Annotated in this window: 12 protein-coding genes; 7 read left to right on the top strand and 5 right to left on the bottom strand. The window is 63.3% G+C overall.

All coding sequences use genetic code 11. The features are described from left to right. Positions 1-171: 171 nt before the first annotated feature. Entirely contained in the window at positions 172-3105 is a 2934-nt protein-coding gene (gene glnE / locus ACK56M_RS02035) for a bifunctional [glutamate--ammonia ligase]-adenylyl-L-tyrosine phosphorylase/[glutamate--ammonia-ligase] adenylyltransferase (RefSeq protein WP_411959237.1), read from the bottom strand. A 383-nt stretch (positions 3106-3488) separates the two neighbouring features. Here glnE and aceE point away from each other — a divergent pair, with 383 nt between their 5' ends. The 5 genes from aceE (at position 3489) to ACK56M_RS02010 (ending at position 12225) form a co-directional block, all read left to right on the top strand. Then, the gene (gene aceE / locus ACK56M_RS02030) at positions 3489-6134 is read left to right on the top strand and encodes a pyruvate dehydrogenase (acetyl-transferring), homodimeric type (protein WP_003258640.1); all 2646 of its coding nucleotides are present in this window, start codon (positions 3489-3491) and stop codon (positions 6132-6134) included. Positions 6135-6147: 13 nt separating this feature from the next. Beyond that, a complete protein-coding gene (gene aceF / locus ACK56M_RS02025) occupies positions 6148-7788 on the top strand; it encodes a dihydrolipoyllysine-residue acetyltransferase (RefSeq protein WP_015268676.1) in 1641 nt (546 codons plus the stop codon). Between the two features lie 282 nt (positions 7789-8070). Continuing rightward, complete coding sequence (locus ACK56M_RS02020) at positions 8071-10761, top strand: putative bifunctional diguanylate cyclase/phosphodiesterase (RefSeq protein ID WP_015268675.1); 2691 nt, start codon at positions 8071-8073, stop codon at positions 10759-10761. A gap of 168 nt (positions 10762-10929) precedes the next feature. After that, positions 10930-11598 carry a peptide-methionine (S)-S-oxide reductase MsrA gene (gene msrA, locus ACK56M_RS02015; RefSeq protein ID WP_003257532.1) on the top strand — a complete coding sequence of 223 codons (669 nt, stop codon included), beginning with the start codon at positions 10930-10932 and terminating at the stop codon, positions 11596-11598. A gap of 3 nt (positions 11599-11601) precedes the next feature. After that, a complete protein-coding gene (locus ACK56M_RS02010) occupies positions 11602-12225 on the top strand; it encodes a glutathione S-transferase (protein WP_061550870.1) in 624 nt (207 codons plus the stop codon). A gap of 131 nt (positions 12226-12356) precedes the next feature. On the opposite strand, the gene creD is transcribed toward ACK56M_RS02010, so the two are convergent. The 4 genes from creD to ACK56M_RS01990 all read right to left on the bottom strand — a co-directional run bounded on the left by creD (position 12357) and on the right by ACK56M_RS01990 (position 16733). Further along, complete coding sequence (creD, locus tag ACK56M_RS02005) at positions 12357-13685, bottom strand: cell envelope integrity protein CreD (RefSeq protein ID WP_309672024.1); 1329 nt, start codon at positions 13683-13685, stop codon at positions 12357-12359. A gap of 190 nt (positions 13686-13875) precedes the next feature. Continuing rightward, positions 13876-15312 (bottom strand): two-component system sensor histidine kinase CreC, encoded by a 1437-nt coding sequence (gene creC, locus ACK56M_RS02000; RefSeq protein WP_015268672.1) that lies wholly within the window; start codon positions 15310-15312, stop codon positions 13876-13878. After that, positions 15312-15992: a two-component system response regulator CreB gene (gene creB / locus ACK56M_RS01995; RefSeq protein WP_309672021.1), complete on the bottom strand. Its 681-nt coding sequence runs from the start codon at positions 15990-15992 to the stop codon at positions 15312-15314. Before creB ends, creC begins: the two co-directional genes overlap by 1 nt. Before the next feature lie 240 nt (positions 15993-16232). Continuing rightward, positions 16233-16733: an ATP-dependent zinc protease gene (locus ACK56M_RS01990; protein ID WP_015268670.1), complete on the bottom strand. Its 501-nt coding sequence runs from the start codon at positions 16731-16733 to the stop codon at positions 16233-16235. Between the two features lie 182 nt (positions 16734-16915). Between ACK56M_RS01990 and ACK56M_RS01985 the strand changes: the two genes are divergently transcribed. Both ACK56M_RS01985 and ACK56M_RS01980 read left to right on the top strand, forming a co-directional pair. After that, entirely contained in the window at positions 16916-17803 is an 888-nt protein-coding gene (locus tag ACK56M_RS01985) for an acyltransferase (RefSeq protein ID WP_025337401.1), read from the top strand. A 246-nt stretch (positions 17804-18049) separates the two neighbouring features. Further along, entirely contained in the window at positions 18050-19399 is a 1350-nt protein-coding gene (locus tag ACK56M_RS01980; protein ID WP_003257525.1) for an APC family permease, read from the top strand. Positions 19400-19546 lie beyond the last annotated feature (147 nt).

Below are 19546 nucleotides of genomic sequence, written 5' to 3'. Positions count from 1 at the left end.
CCCTCTTTATATTCAGGCTATGTGGCGGACAGTGTACCACCGGTGGTGAGGCATGAGCCTTTGGGGCTGCTTTGCAGCCCATCGCGACACAAGGCCGCTCCTACAAGGGAATGCGATCTCCTGTAGGAGCGGCCTTGTGTCGCGATGGGCCGCAAAGCGGCCCCAGCAATCTCAAGTCAAACCCAATTCACCCCAGATCCGCCGCACTTCGCGGCGTTCATCGGCAAACTGCGCCGCATCGATAACCCCGGCCTGCTTCTGCAGGGCCTGGCGGTGCGAGGCCGAGCGGAACGCCTTGTACACTTCACGCAACAGCACCGCGTCACTGGCCGGCATCAAACCCGCCTGCTCCAGCTCTTCCAGAATGCGGATGTTATCGGTCCATCGGAGTATGGCCGGGTGGTCGTGGGACCAGGCCAAAGCGGCGTATTGCACCATAAATTCGATATCGACGATACCGCCGGCATCCTGCTTGATATCGAACGGCACACCGGCCTCGAAGGCGTTGGCTGCGGTACCGGCAGCGGTGGCCTTGGTGCCGAGGTTGTCGCGCATCTTGGCGCGCATTTCGCTCACTTCGCTGCGCAGTTTTTCCAGGTCGCGGGCCTGGCCCAACACCTTGGCGCGCACGCCTTCGAATGCCGTGCCCACCTGCTTGCAGCCCACCAGCACCCGGGCCCGCACCAGGGCCTGGTGCTCCCAGGTCCAGGCCTCGTTCTGCTGGTAGCGCTCGAACGCTCCCAGCGAGCTCACCAGCAGGCCCGAGGCACCCGACGGGCGCAGGCGCATGTCCACGTCATACAGCTGGCCCGAGTTGGTCTGGGTGGTCAGCAGGTGAATGATGCGCTGGCCGAGGCGCGTGAAGAACTGCGCACTGTCGATCGGCTTGGCGCCGTCGGTTTCCGCCTGCGGGTCGCCGTCATGGATGAATACCAGGTCCAGGTCCGATCCGTGACCCAGCTCCAGGCCACCTACCTTGCCGTAGCCGATGATGATGAAGCCCGGGTCGCACAGGCTGCCGTCGCTGCGCCTGGGCTGGCCGTGGCGGGCCACGGTCTGGCGCCAGGCCAGGGCCAGTACCTGGTCGAGGATGGCCTCGGCCAGCCAGGTCAGGTAGTCGCTGACTTTCATCAGCGGCAGGTTGCCGCTGATTTCCGAAGCGGCCACGCGCAGGCTGTGGGCCAGCTTGAAGTGGCGCAGCGCCTCCATTTGCTGTTCCAGGTCGTCCTCGGGAATGCGTGTCAGGCGTTCGCGCAGTTCGCTGGCCAGCTCCGGCGCCAGTGGCGGGCTGAACAGGCGGCCTTCGTTAAGTAGCTCGTCGAGCAGCAGCGGGTAGCGGGCAATCTGCTCGGCAATCCACGGGCTGGCGGCGCACAGTGTCAGCAAGCGGCGCAAGGCCCCGGGGTTTTCGGTGAGCAGCACCAGGTAGGCGGAACGCCGTGCCACGGCCTCGACCAGCGGCAGCACGCGCTCGAGCACCAGGTCGGGGTTGTCATGTTCCACAGCCTGGGCCAGCAACCGTGGGATAAAGGCGTCCAGGCGCTCACGGCCAATCCGCTGCATCGAACGCAGCTGCGGGCTGGAGCGCAGCGCGGCCAGGCGCCGCAGGGCTTCGGCAGGCTGCTGGAAACCGGCCTCTTGCAGCTGACGGCCAGCCGCATCTTCATCCTGTGCCTGCTCCCACAGCGGTGACCATTCCCCCCCCACCACCAGCTCGCCCTCGCCGTCTTCATCATCCGGGTCGGCGATCACTTGGCGGAAGTGCCAGTCAATACGGCCACGCCAGTGCGTCAGCTGGTCATGGAAGCTTTGCCAGTCGGCATAGCCAAGCATGTAGGCCACCCGCGCCTGATCGATCTCGTTGTCCGGCAGCATCTGCGTCTGGCGGTCGGCGATGGCCTGGATGGCGTGTTCGGTATAACGCAGGAACTCATAACCCTCGCGCAGCTCGGCGACCACGGCTGGCGGTAGGTAGCCCTGGCCCTCGAGGGTGGCCAGCACTTTAAGCAGCGGCCGCTGTTGCAGGCTGAGGTCGCGCCCGCCGTGGATCAGCTGGAAAGCCTGAGCGATGAATTCCACCTCACGAATCCCCCCGGCACCCAGCTTTATGTTGTCGGCCATGCCCTTGCGCCGCACTTCCTGCTGGATCAGCTGCTTCATGCTGCGCAGCGCTTCGATCGCGGAAAAGTCCAGGTAGCGGCGGTACACGAACGGCCGCAGCATCTCCTGCAACTGTGCCCCGGTCGCCTGGTCGCCGGCCACAACCCGCGCCTTGATCATCGCGTAGCGTTCCCAGTCACGGCCCTGGTCCTGGTAGTACTGCTCCAGGGCATTGAAGCTGAGCACCAGCGCGCCGGCCGAACCATACGGGCGCAGGCGCATGTCGACGCGGAAAACGAAACCGTCGACGGTGACCGGGTCCAGCGCCTTGATCAGGCGCTGGCCCAGGCGGGTGAAGAACTCCTGGTTGTCCAGCGAGCGCTTCACCCCTTCGGTTTCGCCGCCTTCGGGGAAGGCGAAGATCAGGTCGATGTCCGACGACAGGTTCAGCTCCACCGCGCCCAGCTTGCCCATGCCCAGCACCACCATGTGCTGCGGCTGGCCGCTGCGGTTGCCGACAGGCGTGCCGAACTGCTGACAGTGGCGCGGGTACAGCCATTGGTAGGCTTCGTCGATGGCGGCGTCGGCCAGGTCGGACAGGTCGCGGCAGGTTTCGCCCAGCGCGGCCTGGCGGGTGATGTCGCGCCAGATGATGCGCAGCTGTTGGCGGTTGCGCTCGCGGCGCAGGTTGCGCGCCAGCTCCTCCTCGCTTTGCGCCGCCTGGGCGGCTGCAGCGATGTGCCCGCACAGTTCACCCGCGGCGTAACTCCGATCCAGCTCGCCACTGGCCAGCAGGCCGAACAGCATCGCTGGCTCGCGTCGGACCAGGCCGAGCACGAAGTCGCTGGCGGCGGCTACCTGGTCGAACTGTTGCCGGTGCAGAGGGCTCCAGGCCTGGGGGTCGAGTTCCGGGTGGGCAGCCACGGCATCGCTGATGAATTGCTGGTTGCGAGCGACCAGTGGCTGCAGGGAAGCGGGCAGATCGGACGGCAAAGGTAGGCGCATGGTCTATCCTTGATCGGCGTGAAATAGAGGGGAAGAAGCGGCCAAGGGGAAGCCGGACCACGGTTAGACTGTCGTACAAAAGTTGGAAATAGCTGAAAGAAGCGAAAAAATGGCAACAAACATCAAGAATTACCCGTTCGCGACACAATGCCAACCAACATGAACGTTTTTCCTCACAAGCCAACATGCGACGAAACGTCGCACAAATGTAGTTTTACTACTACTCGTGTCGTGTAAAAGCATGAAATGCGAAAGCAAATGTAGTAAAACTACACGGCGCCGGAGGACACCCCGGTAATCCAAGAATTCACGACGTCTGCCCATAAGGCCAGTCGCAATCTCAGGCAATCGATTCTGGTTGCCTTTCCGCCCTGGAGCAAGCCATGCAAGACCTCGATCCAATCGAAACCCAGGAATGGCTGGATGCCCTGGAGTCGGTCCTCGACAAAGAAGGCGAAGACCGCGCTCATTACCTGATGACCCGTATGGGCGAGCTGGCCACCCGTAGTGGCTCCCAGCTGCCGTATGCGATCACCACGCCATACCGCAACACCATCCCTGTCACCCACGAAGCACGCATGCCTGGCGACCTGTTCATGGAACGCCGCATTCGCTCGATGGTGCGTTGGAACGCCCTGGCCATGGTCATGCGTACCAACCTGAAAGACTCGGACCTGGGCGGACACATCTCCAGCTTCGCCTCCAGCGCCACCCTGTACGACATCGGCTTCAACTACTTCTTCCAGGCCCCGACCGAAGAACACGGCGGCGACCTGATCTTCTTCCAGGGCCATGCTTCGCCAGGCATCTACGCCCGTGCGTTCATGGAAGGCCGCATCAGCGAAGACCAGATGAACAACTTCCGTCAGGAAGTGGACGGCAACGGCCTGTCTTCGTACCCGCACCCATGGCTGATGCCTGACTTCTGGCAGTTCCCGACCGTTTCGATGGGTCTGGGCCCGATCCAGGCCATCTACCAGGCACGTTTCATGAAGTACCTGGAAGCCCGTGGCTTCATCCCGGCCGGCAAGCAGAAGGTCTGGTGCTTCATGGGCGACGGCGAGTGCGACGAGCCGGAATCCCTGGGCGCAATCGCCCTGGCCGGCCGCGAGAAGCTGGACAACCTGATCTTCGTCATCAACTGCAACCTGCAGCGCCTCGACGGCCCGGTTCGCGGCAACGGCAAGATCATCCAGGAACTCGAAGGCGTGTTCCGTGGCGGTGGCTGGAACGTCAACAAGGTCGTGTGGGGCCGCTTCTGGGACCCACTGTTCGCCAAGGACACCAACGGTGCCCTGCAGCGCCGCATGGACGAAGTCATCGACGGCGAGTACCAGAACTACAAAGCCAAAGACGGCGCGTACGTTCGTGAAAACTTCTTCAACACCCCAGAGCTCAAGGCCATGGTCGAAGACCTGTCCGACGAAGAGATCTGGAAGCTCAACCGTGGCGGCCACGACCCGTACAAGGTCTACGCGGCGTACCACCAGGCGGTCAACCACAAGGACCAGCCTACCGTCATCCTGGCCAAGACCATCAAGGGTTACGGTACCGGTGCCGGCGAAGCCAAGAACACCGCGCACAACACCAAGAAGGTCGATGTCGACAGCCTGCGTCACTTCCGTGACCGCTTCGACATCCCGGTCAAGGATGCCGACCTGGAGAACCTGCCGTTCTTCAAGCCGGAAGAAGGTTCTGCCGAAGCCAAGTACCTGGCCGAGCGCCGTGCTGCCCTGGGTGGTTTCGTGCCACAGCGCCGCGCCAAGAGCTTCAGCGTACCGACCCCGCCACTGGAAACGCTGAAAGCGATCCTGGACGGCTCGGGTGACCGCGAAATCTCCACCACCATGGCCTTCGTGCGTATTCTGGCGCAGCTGGTCAAGGACAAGGAAATCGGCCAGCGCATCGTCCCGATCATCCCGGACGAAGCCCGTACCTTCGGTATGGAAGGCATGTTCCGCCAGCTGGGCATCTACTCGTCGGTCGGCCAGCTCTACGAGCCAGTCGATAAAGACCAGGTGATGTTCTACCGCGAAGACAAGAAGGGCCAGATCCTCGAGGAAGGCATCAACGAAGCCGGCGCCATGTCGTCGTTCATCGCTGCCGGTACCTCGTACAGCTGCCACAACCAGCCGATGCTGCCGTTCTACATCTTCTACTCGATGTTCGGCTTCCAGCGTATTGGCGACCTGGCCTGGGCCGCTGGCGACAGCCGCACCCGTGGCTTCCTGATCGGCGGTACTGCCGGCCGTACCACCCTCAACGGTGAAGGCCTGCAGCACGAAGACGGTCACAGCCACATGATGGCGGGCACCATCCCGAACTGCCGCACCTATGATCCAACCTACGGCTACGAGCTGGCGGTGATCATCCAGGACGGCATGAAGAAGATGACCGAAGAGCAACAGGACATCTTCTACTACATCACCGTGATGAACGAATCCTACCAGCAGCCAGCCATGCCGGCCGGTGTCGAGGAAGGCATCATCAAGGGCATGTACCTGCTGGAAGAAGACACCCGCGAAGCCGCGCACCACGTACAGCTGATGGGCTCCGGCACCATCCTGCGCGAAGTCCGCGAAGCAGCGAAGATCCTGCGTGAAGAGTTCAACGTCGGTGCCGACGTGTGGAGCGTCACCAGCTTCAACGAACTGCGTCGCGACGGCCTGGCCGTGGAACGCGCCAACCGCCTGAAGCCTGGCCAGAAGCCACAGCAGACCTATGTCGAGCAGTGCCTGAACGGTCGCAAGGGCCCGGTCATCGCCTCCACCGACTACATGAAGCTGTTCGCCGAGCAGATTCGCCAGTGGGTACCGAGCAAAGAGTTCAAGGTCCTGGGTACCGACGGTTACGGTCGCAGCGACAGCCGCAAGAAGCTGCGTCACTTCTTCGAAGTCGACCGCCACTTCGTGGTGCTGGCTGCCCTGGAAGCCCTGGCTGACCGCGGCGAGATCGAACCAAAGGTTGTTGCAGACGCTATCGTCAAGTTCGGTATCGACCCGGACAAGCGCAACCCACTGGACTGCTGAGGAGTATTTTTAAGTGAGCGAACTCATTCGCGTACCTGACATCGGCAGCGGTGAAGGTGAAATCATCGAGCTGTTTGTCAAGGTCGGTGATCGTATCGAGGCTGACCAGAGCCTGCTGACCCTGGAGTCCGACAAGGCCTCCATGGAGATCCCGGCCCCGAAAGCCGGCGTCATCAAGGAACTGAAGGTCAAGCTGGGCGACCGCCTGAAAGAAGGCGACGAGCTGCTGGTCCTGGAAGCCGAGGGCGCCGCTGCAGCGGCCCCTGAGGCTCCGGCCGCCGCTCCGGCCCAGGCTGCTGCGCCGGCTCCGGCCGCCGAAGCCGCCCCTGCCCCAGCTCCGGCAGCAGCCCCGGCTGCCGCCAGCGTGCAGGACATCCACGTGCCGGACATCGGTTCGTCGGGCAAGGCCAAGATCATCGAAGTGCTGGTAAAGGTCGGCGACACCGTCGAAGCCGACCAGTCGCTGATTACCCTGGAGTCCGACAAGGCCTCCATGGAAATCCCGTCGCCGGCTGCCGGCGTGGTCGAAGAAGTCCTGTGCAAGCTGGAAGACGAAGTCGGCACTGGCGACCTGATCTTCAAGCTGAAAGTCGCGGGCGCTGCCCCGGCTGCTGCTCCGGCACCTGCCGCTGCTGCCCCGGCCAAGGCTGAAGCGGCTCCGGCCGCCGCACCTGCCGCTGCAGCCCCGGCTGCTGCCCCTGCACCGGTTGCTACCGCACCGGCTGCCGGTAGCAACGCCAAGGTTCACGCAGGCCCGGCGGTTCGTCAGCTGGCCCGTGAATTCGGCGTCGACCTGGGCGCGGTTGCCGCGACCGGTCCGCACGGCCGCATCCTGAAAGAAGACGTGCAGGTCTACGTCAAGGCGATGATGCAGAAGGCCAAGGAGGCACCGGCAGCCGCCGGCGCAACCGGTGGCGCCGGCATCCCGCCAATCCCTGCCGTGGACTTCAGCAAGTTCGGTGAAGTGGAAGAAGTGGCCCTGACCCGCCTGATGCAGGTCGGTGCTGCCAACCTGCACCGCAGCTGGCTGAACGTGCCGCACGTGACCCAGTTCGACTCCGCCGACATCACCGAGCTGGAAGCCTTCCGCGTTGCGCAGAAGGCCGTGGCCGAGAAGGCTGGCGTTAAGCTGACCGTGCTGCCCCTGCTGCTCAAGGCCTGCGCCTTCCTGCTCAAGGAACTGCCAGACTTCAACAGCTCGCTGGCGCCAAGCGGCAAGGCCATCATCCGCAAGAAGTACGTGCACATCGGCTTTGCCGTGGACACCCCGGACGGCCTGCTGGTCCCTGTGATCAAGAACGTCGACCAGAAGAGCCTGCTGCAACTGGCTGCCGAAGCGGCTGCGCTGGCCGAGAAAGCCCGCACCAAGAAGCTGTCGGCCGACGAGATGCAAGGCGCCTGCTTCACCATCTCCAGCCTCGGCCACATTGGCGGCACCGGCTTCACGCCGATCGTCAACGCGCCGGAAGTGGCGATCCTGGGCGTCTCCAAGGCGACCATGCAGCCAGTCTGGGATGGCAAGGCCTTCCAGCCGAAGCTGATGCTGCCGCTGTCGCTGTCCTACGATCACCGTGTGATCAACGGCGCTGCCGCCGCGCGCTTCACCAAGCGCCTGGGCGACGTGCTGGGCGATATCCGCACCATGCTGCTGTAAGGCAGCCCGCTGCCCCTCCCTGCGAGGGGCAGTATGCTTTTCGAGCTGCCACGCTCGTACCTCAACCCCGTCGATTGGCGGGGCTTTTTTTTGCCTCGCATAAGGCACATTGGGGCCGCAAAGCGGCCCCGGAAATATCAGCCAGACTACAGATTCCCACCCACCAGCCGATAACCCGTCCACAGCATCACGCATGGCTGCTTGCCAGCCCCCGGGACATGATGCAACCTTGCCAGACCTGCCGCCCCCAAAGGCCGCGTTTCCTCTTCAAGCGAGTCTTCGATGAAAAGCCAACCCGATGCCGCCAGCCGTGTGGCGGCCGAGGTCGTCACGCAGTTACCCGTGCCCTCGCGGCTCGGCATGCTGCGCTTCGAAAGGCTCAACGAAGCCACTTGGGCCATGCTCTACCTCGACCCGGCCTGCGAGCGCCAGTTCGGCCTGCACGCTGGCGACCTCTGCGCCCTGGTAGACGCACCCTACGCCAGCCTGATGGAACCCGAGGCCCGCTACCGGCTACACGACGAGATCCAGCTGCAACTGGCCCAGCGCGGGTACTACCGCGTGCGCTACACCTTGCACACGCCAACTGCTTCGCTACGCCTGCTGGAGGCTGGGGAAGCCTACAAGCAGCACAACCGCCATCTGTTGCGCGGCTACCTGAGCGTGCTCGACGACCAGGCCGAAGAAACCAGCGAGGCCGGTGCCAGCGACCTGGAATCGCGCAACAACCGCCTGCAACTAGCCCTGCAACTGAACCAGCGCGCGCAGCAGGAACAACTCGAACACCTGGAACGGGTACGTGGCCAGCAAGACCTGATCCTGCGCCTGGCCCGCCAGCGCTACAGCGCAGGCAACTCTCTGCGGGAAGCCGCCCAGCTGATTACCCAGAGCGCCTGCGAAATCTACAAGGTCGATATTGCGAGTATCTGGCACCTTGAAGACCAGCGCCTGGAGCCGATCATCGCCTGGTACCGGGACGCGCAAGAACACCGCCAGCCCGAAGCCATCGATGCCAGCCGCTTCCCCGACTACCTTGACGCGTTGCACGCCAGCCGCGCCATCGACGCCCACAATGCCGGCCACGACCCGCGGACCCGAGCCCTGACACAAAGCCTGTGCCCGGATAACAAGGCCATGCTCGATGCCAGTATCCGTGTCGATGGCCAGGTCGTCGGCGTGCTGTGCCTGGAGCAGACCGGCCAGACACGGGCCTGGCAGTCGGACGAAATCGCTTTTGCCGGCGAACTGGCCGACCAGTTCGCCCAGGTCATCACCAACCACAACCGGCGCACCGCCGCCAGCGCCCTGCACCTGTTCCAGCGCGCAGTCGAGCAAAGCGCCAGCGCCTTCCTGCTGGTCAACCGCGACGGTGTGGTGGAATACGTCAACCCCAGCTTTACTGCCATCACCCAGTACAGCACCGAAGAAGTGCAAGGCCGCCACCTGGCTGAGCTGCCAGCGCTGGAGAACCTGAGCGAGCTGCTGTTCGACTCTCCGTCGAGCCTGGCCATGGGTAACAGCTGGCAGGGCGAGTTCAAGAGCCGGCGCAAGAACCTCGAACCCTACTGGGGCCAGCTTTCGATTTCCAAGGTATATGGCGACAACCGTGAGCTGACCCACTACATCGGCATCTACGAAGACGTCACCCAGACCAAGCTGGCCCAGCAGCGCATCGAGCGCCTGGCCTATACCGACAACCTGACCAACCTGGGCAACCGCCCGGCGTTCATTCGCAGCCTGGACGAGCGCTTTGCCCGTGATGGCGAATACTCGATGTGTCTGCTGCTGGTGGACATCGACAACTTCAAGCGCATCAACGACAGCCTCGGCCACCAGACCGGCGACAAGCTGCTGATCAGCCTGGCCCGGCGCCTGCGCAACAGCCTGCACTCGGGCGGTATCCTGGCGCGCTTTGCCAGTAACGAGTTCGCGGTACTGCTCGACGATACAAGCCTTGAAGATGGCCAGGGGGTCGCCCAGCAATTGCTGCGCACCCTCGACAAACCGATGTTCGTCGACAACCAGCTGATCAACGTCACCGCCTCGGTGGGCCTGGCCTGCGCGCCACTGCATGGCGCCGACCCGGCCAGCCTGATGAAGAACGCCGGCCTGGCGCTGCACAAGGCCAAGGCCAACGGCAAGCATCAGGTGCAGGTGTTTACCGAAGTGCTCAATGCCGAAGCCAGCTACAAGCTGTTCGTCGAGAACAACCTCCGTCGTGCCCTGACCCAGAACGAGCTGGAGGTGTTCTACCAGCCCAAGCTGTGCCTGCGCAGCGGCCGCCTGTTGGGGCTGGAAGCGCTGCTGCGCTGGAACCACCCTGAGCGCGGGATGATCCGCCCGGACCAGTTCATCAGCGTGGCGGAAGAAACCGGCCTGATCATCCCCATCGGCAAATGGGTGGTGCGCCAGTCGTGCCGCATGAGCCAGCAACTGCGCGAAGCCGGCATGGGCAACCTGCATGTGGCCATCAACCTGTCCCCCAAGCAGTTCTCCGACCCGGACCTGGTGGCATCGATCAGCACGATCCTAGAGGAAGAAGCCCTGCCCCCGCACCTGCTGGAGCTGGAGCTGACCGAAGGCCTGCTGCTGGAAGCCACCGAAGATACCCACCGCCAGCTGGATGAACTGAAGGCCCTGGGCCTGACCCTGGCCATGGACGATTTCGGCACCGGTTATTCGTCGCTGAGCTACCTGAAGAAGTTTCCGATCGACATCCTCAAGATCGACCGCAGCTTCATCAACGAGATCCCGGACAACCAGGACGACATGGAAATCACCTCGGCGGTGGTAGCCATGGCTCACAACCTCAAGCTGAAGGTGGTAGCCGAGGGTATCGAGACGCCGGAGCAGCTGGCGTTCCTGCGCCGGCACCGCTGCGACGTGGGCCAGGGCTACCTGTTCGACCGGCCGATTCCGGGGCGCGAGCTGGCTGAACGGCTGAAGCGCTATCCGCGTGGCCCAGTGGCCTGACAGCCGTGCAAACCTCGGGCACTATAGAACCCATTCGGGCCCTATCGCCGGCAAGCCAGCTCCCACAGGGACCGCTCATATCTCAAAATCTGTGATATCCCTGTGGGAGCTGGCTTGCCGGCGATGGCCCCACCACCTATCCAACTGAATAAACACAGAGGAACGGCCATGGTCCTGCGTTCGGAAATCCTGGTGAACAAAAACGTCATGCCAACCGCGGAACAGGCCCTGCCTGGCCGCGAAACGCCAATGAGCCTGCCCGAGTTCCACTACGTGTTCAAAGACACGCCGCTGCTCGGCCCATTCTTCGAAGGTGCCATCGACTTCGCCATCTTCGGCCTGGGTTGCTTCTGGGGCGCCGAGCGCCGCTTCTGGCAGCGTGAAGGCGTGGTCAGCACAGTGGTCGGCTACGCAGGCGGCTTCACCCCCCACCCCACCTACGAGGAAGTGTGCTCGGGCCTGACCGGCCACACCGAAGTGGTGCTGGTGGTGTTCGACAAGGACAGAGTCAGCTACCGCGAGTTGCTGGCGATGTTCTGGGAACTGCACAACCCGACCCAGGGCATGCGCCAGGGCAACGACATCGGCACCCAGTACCGCTCGGCCATCTACTGCACCAGCCCTGAACAGCTGGAACAGGCCAAGGCCAGCCGCGACGCCTTCCAGGCCGAACTGAGCAAGGCCGGCTTCGGTGAGATCACCACCGAAATCGACCAGGCACCGACCGTGTACTTTGCCGAGGCCTACCACCAGCAGTACCTGGCCAAGAACCCGGACGGCTACTGCGGTATCGGCGGTACCGGCGTGTGTCTGCCACCGAGCCTGCAGGGTAACTGAAGCATGAGCACGATGACTCTGTTCCACTCGCCGTTGTCGCCTTTCGTGCGCAAGGTCATGGTGGTGTTGCACGAGACCGGCCAACTTGAGCGCGTGCAGCTGCAGCCGGTGAACATCAGCCCGGTCAGCGGCGACCCACAGCTCAACCAGGACAACCCGATCGGCAAGATCCCGGCCCTGCGCCTGGAAGACGGCACCGTTCTGCATGACAGCCGGGTGATCTGCGAGTACCTCGACCTGCAGCACGTCGGCCTGCCGCTGCTGCCGCGCGAAGGCTCGGCGCGTTGGCGGCGCATGACGCTAGTGTCGCAGGCCGATGCCATCATGGATGCGGCGGTATCGAGCCGCTACGAGAGTTTCCTGCGCCCTGTAGACAAGCGCTGGGATGGTTGGCTGCAGGCACAGGGCGACAAGATCCGCCGTAGCCTGGCCAATCTGGAGCAGGAGCATTTGCCCGAGTTGATGTCCGGGTTCGACCTGGCAGCGATTGGCGTGGCCTGTGCGCTGGGGTATCTGGATTTGCGCCAGCCCGAGTTTGGCTGGCGTGAGCACCAGCCTGGCTTGGCTGCGTGGTATGCCGAGGTGGCCAAGCGGCCGTCGATGGTGGCAACAGCACCGGCAGCCTGACAGGCCCATTCGCAGCACAAGGCTGCTCCCCTGTAGGAGCAGCCTTGTGCTGCGAATGCCTCACCTCGGTATCACAGGAAACAACTGCCCGATCCTGAGGGCCAACCACCGCCCGATCTCTCTGTCCTCCCTCATGCCACCCTCCCCACCCGGGCCCAATCCAGCCGCCGGGTCAGCACCATGAATACCCCCAGCAGGCCAAAGCACAGCAACGAGCCCATCAACAGCGCATAGTCCTCGGCACTCAGCAGCCCGTACAGCAGCGCATACAACGCCGCCAACCCCACCGCAAAGCCCACCCCACGCCCCAGGCTGCGCAGCACATGGCCCAGGTAGAAGCCGATCAGCAGCACACACGCCGAAGCTGACAACCCATACGCCAAACCAAAGCCGATGTGCTCGGACAACGACAGCAACAGCAGGTAGAAGAAAGCCAGCGCCACCCCCACCAGGATGTACTGCACCGGGTGTACGCTGAGGTTCTTAAGCACTTCGAACAGGAAGAAGCCGGCGAAGGTCAGGGCGATGAACAGCAAGGCGTACTTGATCGCCCGCTCGCTCTTCAGGTACTGGTCCACCGGGTCGACGAAGCTGACACCGAAGCTGCGCTCGCTGAAGTCCGCACACTGCCCGGCGGTGGCGCACTGGCGCAGGGCGTCTTCGAGGTTGGTGGCAAAGAACGAGGTCTGCCAGTGGGCACTGAAGCCTTGGGCGTCGATATCGCGGCGACTGGGCAGGTAGTTGCCGACGAAGCTCGGGTGCGGCCAGTTGGCACGCAGGTCCACGGCACTGGTGCGGCCCACCGGCACTACGTGCAGCTGGCCGGTGCCTTGCAGTGCGAGATCGAAACCATAGCTGAATTCACGCGCCTGCAAGCCGTCCAGCCCCGGCAGGCTGGCGTGCACGCCGCCGCGCATCCAGTCGAGCCGGGTACCGGCTTCGAACGGTACTTTCTGCTCGCCGATGCTCAGCTCAAGGCCGTTCTCGATGCCGCGGATATCGCTGATGCCCACCACCAGGAACGGCTTGTCGAAGCGGTAGTCGTCGAAGTCCTTGTCGATGCCCCAGCGTTCCGGGAGCTTGAAGCGGCCACTGATACGGCCCTTGGCGTGGAACAGCCGGGCCTGGTAGATGCCACGGGCGCGCAGTTCGGTGTCCACGCCCAGGTCGGCGTCGAAGGTTTCCGGCAGGAAGTACAGGTGACCGGCAATGGTGCTGGTTTCCTGGGTGCGCTCGCCGTCCTTTTCGATCCAGCGGCGCTGGTACTTGCGGTAGGGCACCACCAGCAGCGGGCCGCTGAGTTGCTGGTCGAAGCTAGCGCTCTGGGCGATATCGCGCAGCACAGTGTCGCGCAGGGCCTGGCGTTCACCGATCAGGCCGCTGATCAGCAGTAGCGGGACGAGCAGCAGCAAGATCAATACGGCGATCATGCCGAGTTTGAAACCGAGGGTCTTGTTCATGGGGCCTCCTGTGGCAGTGGGCGCAGTGTCTGCGCCTTGCGTGGAGGCCTCGGGGAGATGGTGTGGAGATTGTGTGTTTTTGGGGCCGCTTTGCGGCCCATCGCGACACAAGGCCGCTCCTACAGGAGGACGCGCGCTCTTGTAGGAGCGGCCTTGTGTCGCGATGGGCTGCGCAGCAGCCCCGGCAATGTCAGCTGATACGCCGCACCGGCAGCCACAACCTCACCCGCACCCCACCATCGACGTTATCCACCGCCAACGCCCCGCCATGCAGCTGCATCACCTCGGCCACGAAATTCAGCCCCAGCCCGGTACTCTTGCGCCCACTCCCCGGCCGCGGCAGCGAGTAGAACCGCTCGCTCACCCGCCCAATGGCATAGGCAGGTATCGCCTGCCCCTGGTTGAACACACTCAGCGCCACCCGCTCGCCATCGCGCTCCAGGTCGAACAGCAGCGCGCCGCCCTCCGGGGTGAAGTCCAACGCGTTGTCGAGCAGGTTGGCCAGCGCCTGGCGCATCAGAAACGGGTCACACAACAGGCGCAAACCAGCCGGCACCCGCTGACGCACCTGCAAATCGGCACCTTCGATACGCGCCGCATGGGCCAACAGCAACTCGTCCACCAATGCCGCCAGCGCCACCTGCTGCTCATCCTCCAGCGCCTGCATCTGCTCGACCCGGGCCAGGTTGAGCAGGCGTTCGATCATCTGCTGCAAACGCTCGCTCTCGCGCTCGATGTTGCCGGCAAAGCGCGCCCGCTGGTCAGCCGGCATGTCATCGCCCTGCAACAGCTCGGAAGCGCCACGAATGGCCGCCAGCGGGCTTTTCAGCTCGTGTGTCAGGGTATGCACATACCGCTCGACATAAGCCTTGCCTTCCAGTTGGGTGCGCATGTGCTCGACCGCCTGGGCCAGGTGAGCCAGTTCACCACCCTTGTAATGCGGCAGGGCGGCGCGCTCGCCCTCGCTGACCGCCTGAGCGTAGCGGGCCAGCCGGCGCAGCGAGCGCGCCAGCCACCACGACAACGCGGCACCGATCAGCAGGCCCAGGCCGATCAGCCCCAGCCCCAAGGTGAGCAAGCGCCGTTCTGAGCGGTCGATGTACGGTTGCAGCGAGCTGTTGGGCTTGGCCACGGTGACCACGCCGATGATCTTGCCATCGTCGATGATCGGCGCGCCTACATGCATCACCGAGGTGCTTTCATCTTCGGGGTCGCTGCGGGTGGAACGGGCGCCATACTGGCCACGTAGGGTCAGGTACACGTCATTCCACTTCGAGTAGTCCTTGCCCAGGTCCTCGCCGCTGGAGTCCAGCAGTACGGTGCCCTTGGCATCGGTGACGTAGATGCGGTGGCTGACCTGGTTCTTGGCCAGCCCCCAGATCTGCGCACCCGGGCTGCGCGAGCCGTAGGCCTTGAGCACTTCGGGCAAGCGGCTCTGGTTCAGGGTGCCGGCCTTGACGTCATCGTGCAGGATCTCGGCCAGCAGGTTGGCGGTGTCCACCAGCGTTTCTTCCGAGGACTGTCGCACTACCGGACGGATCTGTTCACGCACCGTGTTGAGCAGAAAGTAGCCCGCCAGCCCGACGAACAGGAAGTACACCAGGAAGATCCGGATGCCCAGGCGCATCAAGCATGGTCCGGGCTGTAGCTGTAGCCGAGGCCACGGTGGGTCTGGATCGGTTCGGCGTCGCTGGCCACCTGGCGCAGCTTGGCGCGCAGGCTCTTGATATGGCTGTCGATGGTGCGCTCGTAGCCAACGTCAGAGGCCACGCCCACGGCGTCCAGCAGCTGTTCGCGGCTGAATACCCGGTGCGGTTGCTCGAGCAGGCATTGCAGCAGGCGAAATTCATGGCGGGTAAGGGGAAGAGGCTGGCTGCGGTAGGTGATCTGCATGCGTAAGGTATCGAGCTGGAACAGCGTGGTCTCGACAGCTGGCTCGACCCTGGGGCCCATGCGCTTGAGGATCGCCCGTACTCGCGCCGCCACTTCACGCGGGCTGAAGGGTTTGACCACATAGTCGTCTGCGCCGATTTCCAGTCCCACCACCCGGTCGATCTCGCCGTCGCGGGCGCTGAGGAACATTACCGGTACTTCGCTAAAGCGGCGCAGCTGACGGCAGGTTTCGAAGCCACTGATATCGGGCAAGCCGATATCGAGGATGACCAGGTCGGCCGGGCGCTGGCGCTGCTGGTCGAGGGCGGCGCTGCCCAGGGTTACCCATTCGGTGCTATGGCCGTCGGCCTGCAGGGCATAGACCAAGGTGTCGGCGATGGCGGCTTCGTCTTCGACGATGAGGATGTGGGGCATGGCGTCCGGGCCTGTGCAGATATCTATGGCGACGCACTATTGTGTAGGAGCGGCCTTGTGTCGCGAAAGGGCCGCAGAGCGGCCCCGGCGATTTCTGCATCAGCGCTGAGATCGTGGGGCCGCTATGCGCCCCATCGCAGGCAAGCCAGCTCCCACAGGTACCGCGCAGCCCACAAGGACACGCGCCATCCCTGTGGGAGCGGGCGTGCCCGCGAAGAGGCCGGTACAGGTGGCTTGCGATCAGCAGCCTGGCTTGCCAGCGGTGAACTTCTTGGCCGGATTGACCGCCGCCTTGAACTCGCGCAAAGCCTTGGAACCCACCAGCAGCGGGTAGTTGAAGCTGCTGCGGTCCACCAGGTTGACCTCGACGGTGCGCTTCACGTCCCCCAGGCACAGCTCCAGGTCGACCACCGGGCGCTTGGAGATTTCCGGCGCATCGCCTTCCTCCTCTTCATCGGCACGGCCCTTGATCTTGCTGATGCGCGAGACCTTGTGCTCGTACACCTTGCCGTCCGAGTCCTTGGTGGCCAGGCGGAAGCGCACCCACTCGTCGCCATCACGGGTGAACAGCTCGATATCCTTGGCCGACAGCGACGCGGTGAAGGCACCGGTATCCATCTTGGCTTTCAGGGTTTCGCCCAGTTCGGGCAGGGCTATGTTCTCGTAACGGCCATAGATTGTGGGCTCGGCGGCCATGACCGGCAGCGCCAACAACGACAACAGGGCAAGCAGAGGTTTCACAGGCAAGCTTCCTTGAGGAGGGTCAGTGCTTAGACTGCACTGGCAGGATAGGTTCGCTGTCACAAGCCTATCCAACATAATGTGAAACATTTGTCCTCGCCGCAGGGCACTGGAAATTTGGCGTAGGGCACGGCCCTGCTTATCATTGCCAACCGTTTATCTCCTACAACAAGAGTCTCTTTATGCGTCGCCTGCTGACCGGCATCCTCACTACCACCCTGCTGCTGCTCAACACCCTGGTGTTGATCTGCCCGCTGCTGGTCTTCGCCCTGCTCAAACTGGTGCTTCCGGGGCGTGGGCGTGACTATGCCTCATGGGCGGTGATGTGGGTGGCCGAGACCTGGTCGGAGATCGACAAGGCCATCTTTGCCCTGTGCATTCCTACCCAGTGGGATATCCGCGGCGTCGAGAACCTGCGCAAGGACACTTCGTACCTGGCCGTCAGCAACCACCAGACCTGGGTCGATATCCCGGCGCTGATCGAGAGCCTCAACCGCCGTACACCGTTCTTCAAGTTCTTCCTGAAGAAGGAGCTGATCTGGGTACCACTGCTGGGCCTGGCCTGGTGGGGGCTGGATTACCCGTTCATGAAGCGCTACAGCAAGGCCTTCCTGGAGAAGCACCCCGAGCTGAAAGGCAAGGACCTGGAAATCACCAAGGCTGCCTGTGAACTGTTCAAGCGCCAGCCGGTGACCGTGGTGAACTACCTGGAAGGCACCCGCTTCACCGAAGCCAAGCGTCAGCAGCAGCAATCGCCGTATCGCTACCTGCTCAAGCCCAAGGCTGGTGGCGTGGCGTTCGTGCTGGCGGCATTGGGCGAGCAGCTGGATGCCTTGCTGGACGTGACCATCGTCTACCCCGGCAACAAGGCGCCGGGTTTCTGGGATTTGCTCAATGGCAGCATCAGCCGGGTGATTATCGACATTCGTGTGCGTGAACTGGACCCGATGCTGTGGGCGGGGGATTACGAGAATGATGCTGAGTTCAGGCAGACCGTGCAGGCCTGGGTGAACCAGTTGTGGGTGGAGAAGGACTTGCGGATCGAGCAGCTGCGGGTGGAGATGGGCTGAGATCTTTACTGCCTGATCCGGCCTCTTCGCGGGCATGCCCGCTCCCACAGGATCTCCACAGTTTTTGAATTCTGTGCAGGTCCTGTGGGAGCGGGCGAGCCCGCGAAGAGGCAGGTACAGGCATTACAAGAATCCGATTAAAAACCTGGCTAATAATCAGCATTAGGATTACTTCTTTGTCACACCCCACCTAAGTGGATAAAAATCGACCAAAGCACAACTACAAAAAATGCTCTGGATCGAACGATGGCCAACCCCCCCAGCTCCACCCCCGTCCAGCTCCGCCGTGTCCTCGGCCTGCCCGCCCTGGTGTTCTTCGGCCTGGTGTACATGGTCCCGCTGACCATCTTCACCACTTACGGCATCGTCACCGAACTTACTGGTGGTCGCACGGCCGGCGCCTATATCGTCACCCTGGTGGCCATGCTGTTCACCGCCACCTCCTACAGCTTCATGGTCAAACGCTTCCCGGTCGCGGGCTCGGCGTACTCCTACACCAACATGGCCTTCGGCCCGAACGTTGGCTTCCTGGCCGGCTGGTCGCTGCTGCTCGACTACCTGTTCCTGCCGATGATCAACTACCTGCTGATCGGCTTGTTCCTGAACATCGCCTTTCCGGCCATCCCCGCGTGGTCGATCGCGCTGGCCTCTATCGCCCTGGTCACGGTGCTCAACGTGGTCGGTATTCACTCTGTGGCCAAGACCAGCAACCTGATCGTCGGTGCACAGATCGTCTTCATCGTGGTGTTCGTCGCCCTTTCCTGCCAGTCCCTGGCCGGCCAACCGCTCGACCTGCTTTCACCACTGCTGGGCGACGGTTCGCAGCCGGGCTTCGGCGCGCTGATGGCTGGTGCGGCGGTGCTGTGCCTGTCGTTCCTCGGCTTTGACGCTGTCTCGACCTTGGCCGAAGAATGCCGCGATGCCCGCCGCGATGTGCCACGGGCAATCATCCTCACCACCCTGTTCGCCGGCGTGCTGTTCACCGTGCTGGCCTATGTCAGCCAACTGGTACTACCCGGCACCACCTTTGCCAATGCCGATGCGGCGGCCAACGAGGTGATGTTCAAGGCGGGCGGGCAGTTCCTGGCCAACTTCTTCACTGCGGCCTATGTGGCTGGCAGCTTGGGCTCGGCGCTGGCCTCGCAGGCGGCTGTGTCGCGCATTCTATTCACCATGGGTCGTGACAAGGTGCTGCCGCAGCGAACGTTCGGCTACCTGTCACCGCGCTTTGGCACGCCGGTGTTCGCCATTCTGCTGGTTTCGGCGTTCTCGTTGCTGGCGTTGGTGATCGACCTGGCGACCCTTGCCTCGCTGATCAGCTTTGGTGCGCTGGTGGCGTTTTCGGCGGTGAACCTGGCGGTGGTGAAGACCCACCTGGTGGACGATGCCTCGCAGCGCAGCCTCAAAGGGCTGCTGAGCTATGGCCTGGTGCCGCTGGTGGGGTTGGGGTTGACACTGTGGCTGTGGACCAGCCTGTCGGCGCTTACCTTGGTGATTGGCCTGTGCTGGTTTGCGCTGGGTCTTGCGTACCTGGCAGTACTGACCGCCGGCTTCCGCCGCCCGGTACGCCTGGTAGACTTTACGGAAGCGACCTGACAGGACGCGATTCCGTGTTTGCGGGATACACCATTCTCATGGCCTGCGCTGGCCTTTGTAGGAGCGGCCTTGTGTCGCGAAGGGCCGCAAAGCGGCCCCAGGATTTCAGCGTCACCACACAGATTGCCGGGGCCGCTTCGCGCCTCT

This window comes from Pseudomonas sp. s4, from assembly GCF_046764235.1.
GTDB lineage: Bacteria > Pseudomonadota > Gammaproteobacteria > Pseudomonadales > Pseudomonadaceae > Aquipseudomonas > Aquipseudomonas asiatica.
Note: the sequence above shows the minus strand (reverse complement) of the source record. Positions and strands in the feature narration are given on the sequence as shown.

Bases quoted from the DNA above. Each gene is read 5' to 3' on its own strand.
- creC (WP_015268672.1), bottom strand. From the start codon at position 15,312: ATGCGCCTGGGCATCCGGATCTTCCTGGTGTACTTCCTGTTCGTCGGG.
- ACK56M_RS02020 (WP_015268675.1), top strand. From the start codon at position 8,071: ATGAAAAGCCAACCCGATGCCGCCAGCCGTGTGGCGGCCGAGGTCGTC.
- ACK56M_RS01985 (WP_025337401.1), top strand. From the start codon at position 16,916: ATGCGTCGCCTGCTGACCGGCATCCTCACTACCACCCTGCTGCTGCTC.
- msrA (WP_003257532.1), top strand. From the start codon at position 10,930: ATGGTCCTGCGTTCGGAAATCCTGGTGAACAAAAACGTCATGCCAACC.
- creD (WP_309672024.1), bottom strand. From the start codon at position 13,685: ATGAACAAGACCCTCGGTTTCAAACTCGGCATGATCGCCGTATTGATC.
- aceE (WP_003258640.1), top strand. From the start codon at position 3,489: ATGCAAGACCTCGATCCAATCGAAACCCAGGAATGGCTGGATGCCCTG.
- ACK56M_RS01980 (WP_003257525.1), top strand. From the start codon at position 18,050: ATGGCCAACCCCCCCAGCTCCACCCCCGTCCAGCTCCGCCGTGTCCTC.
- ACK56M_RS02010 (WP_061550870.1), top strand. From the start codon at position 11,602: ATGAGCACGATGACTCTGTTCCACTCGCCGTTGTCGCCTTTCGTGCGC.
- glnE (WP_411959237.1), bottom strand. From the start codon at position 3,105: ATGCGCCTACCTTTGCCGTCCGATCTGCCCGCTTCCCTGCAGCCACTG.
- creB (WP_309672021.1), bottom strand. From the start codon at position 15,992: ATGCCCCACATCCTCATCGTCGAAGACGAAGCCGCCATCGCCGACACC.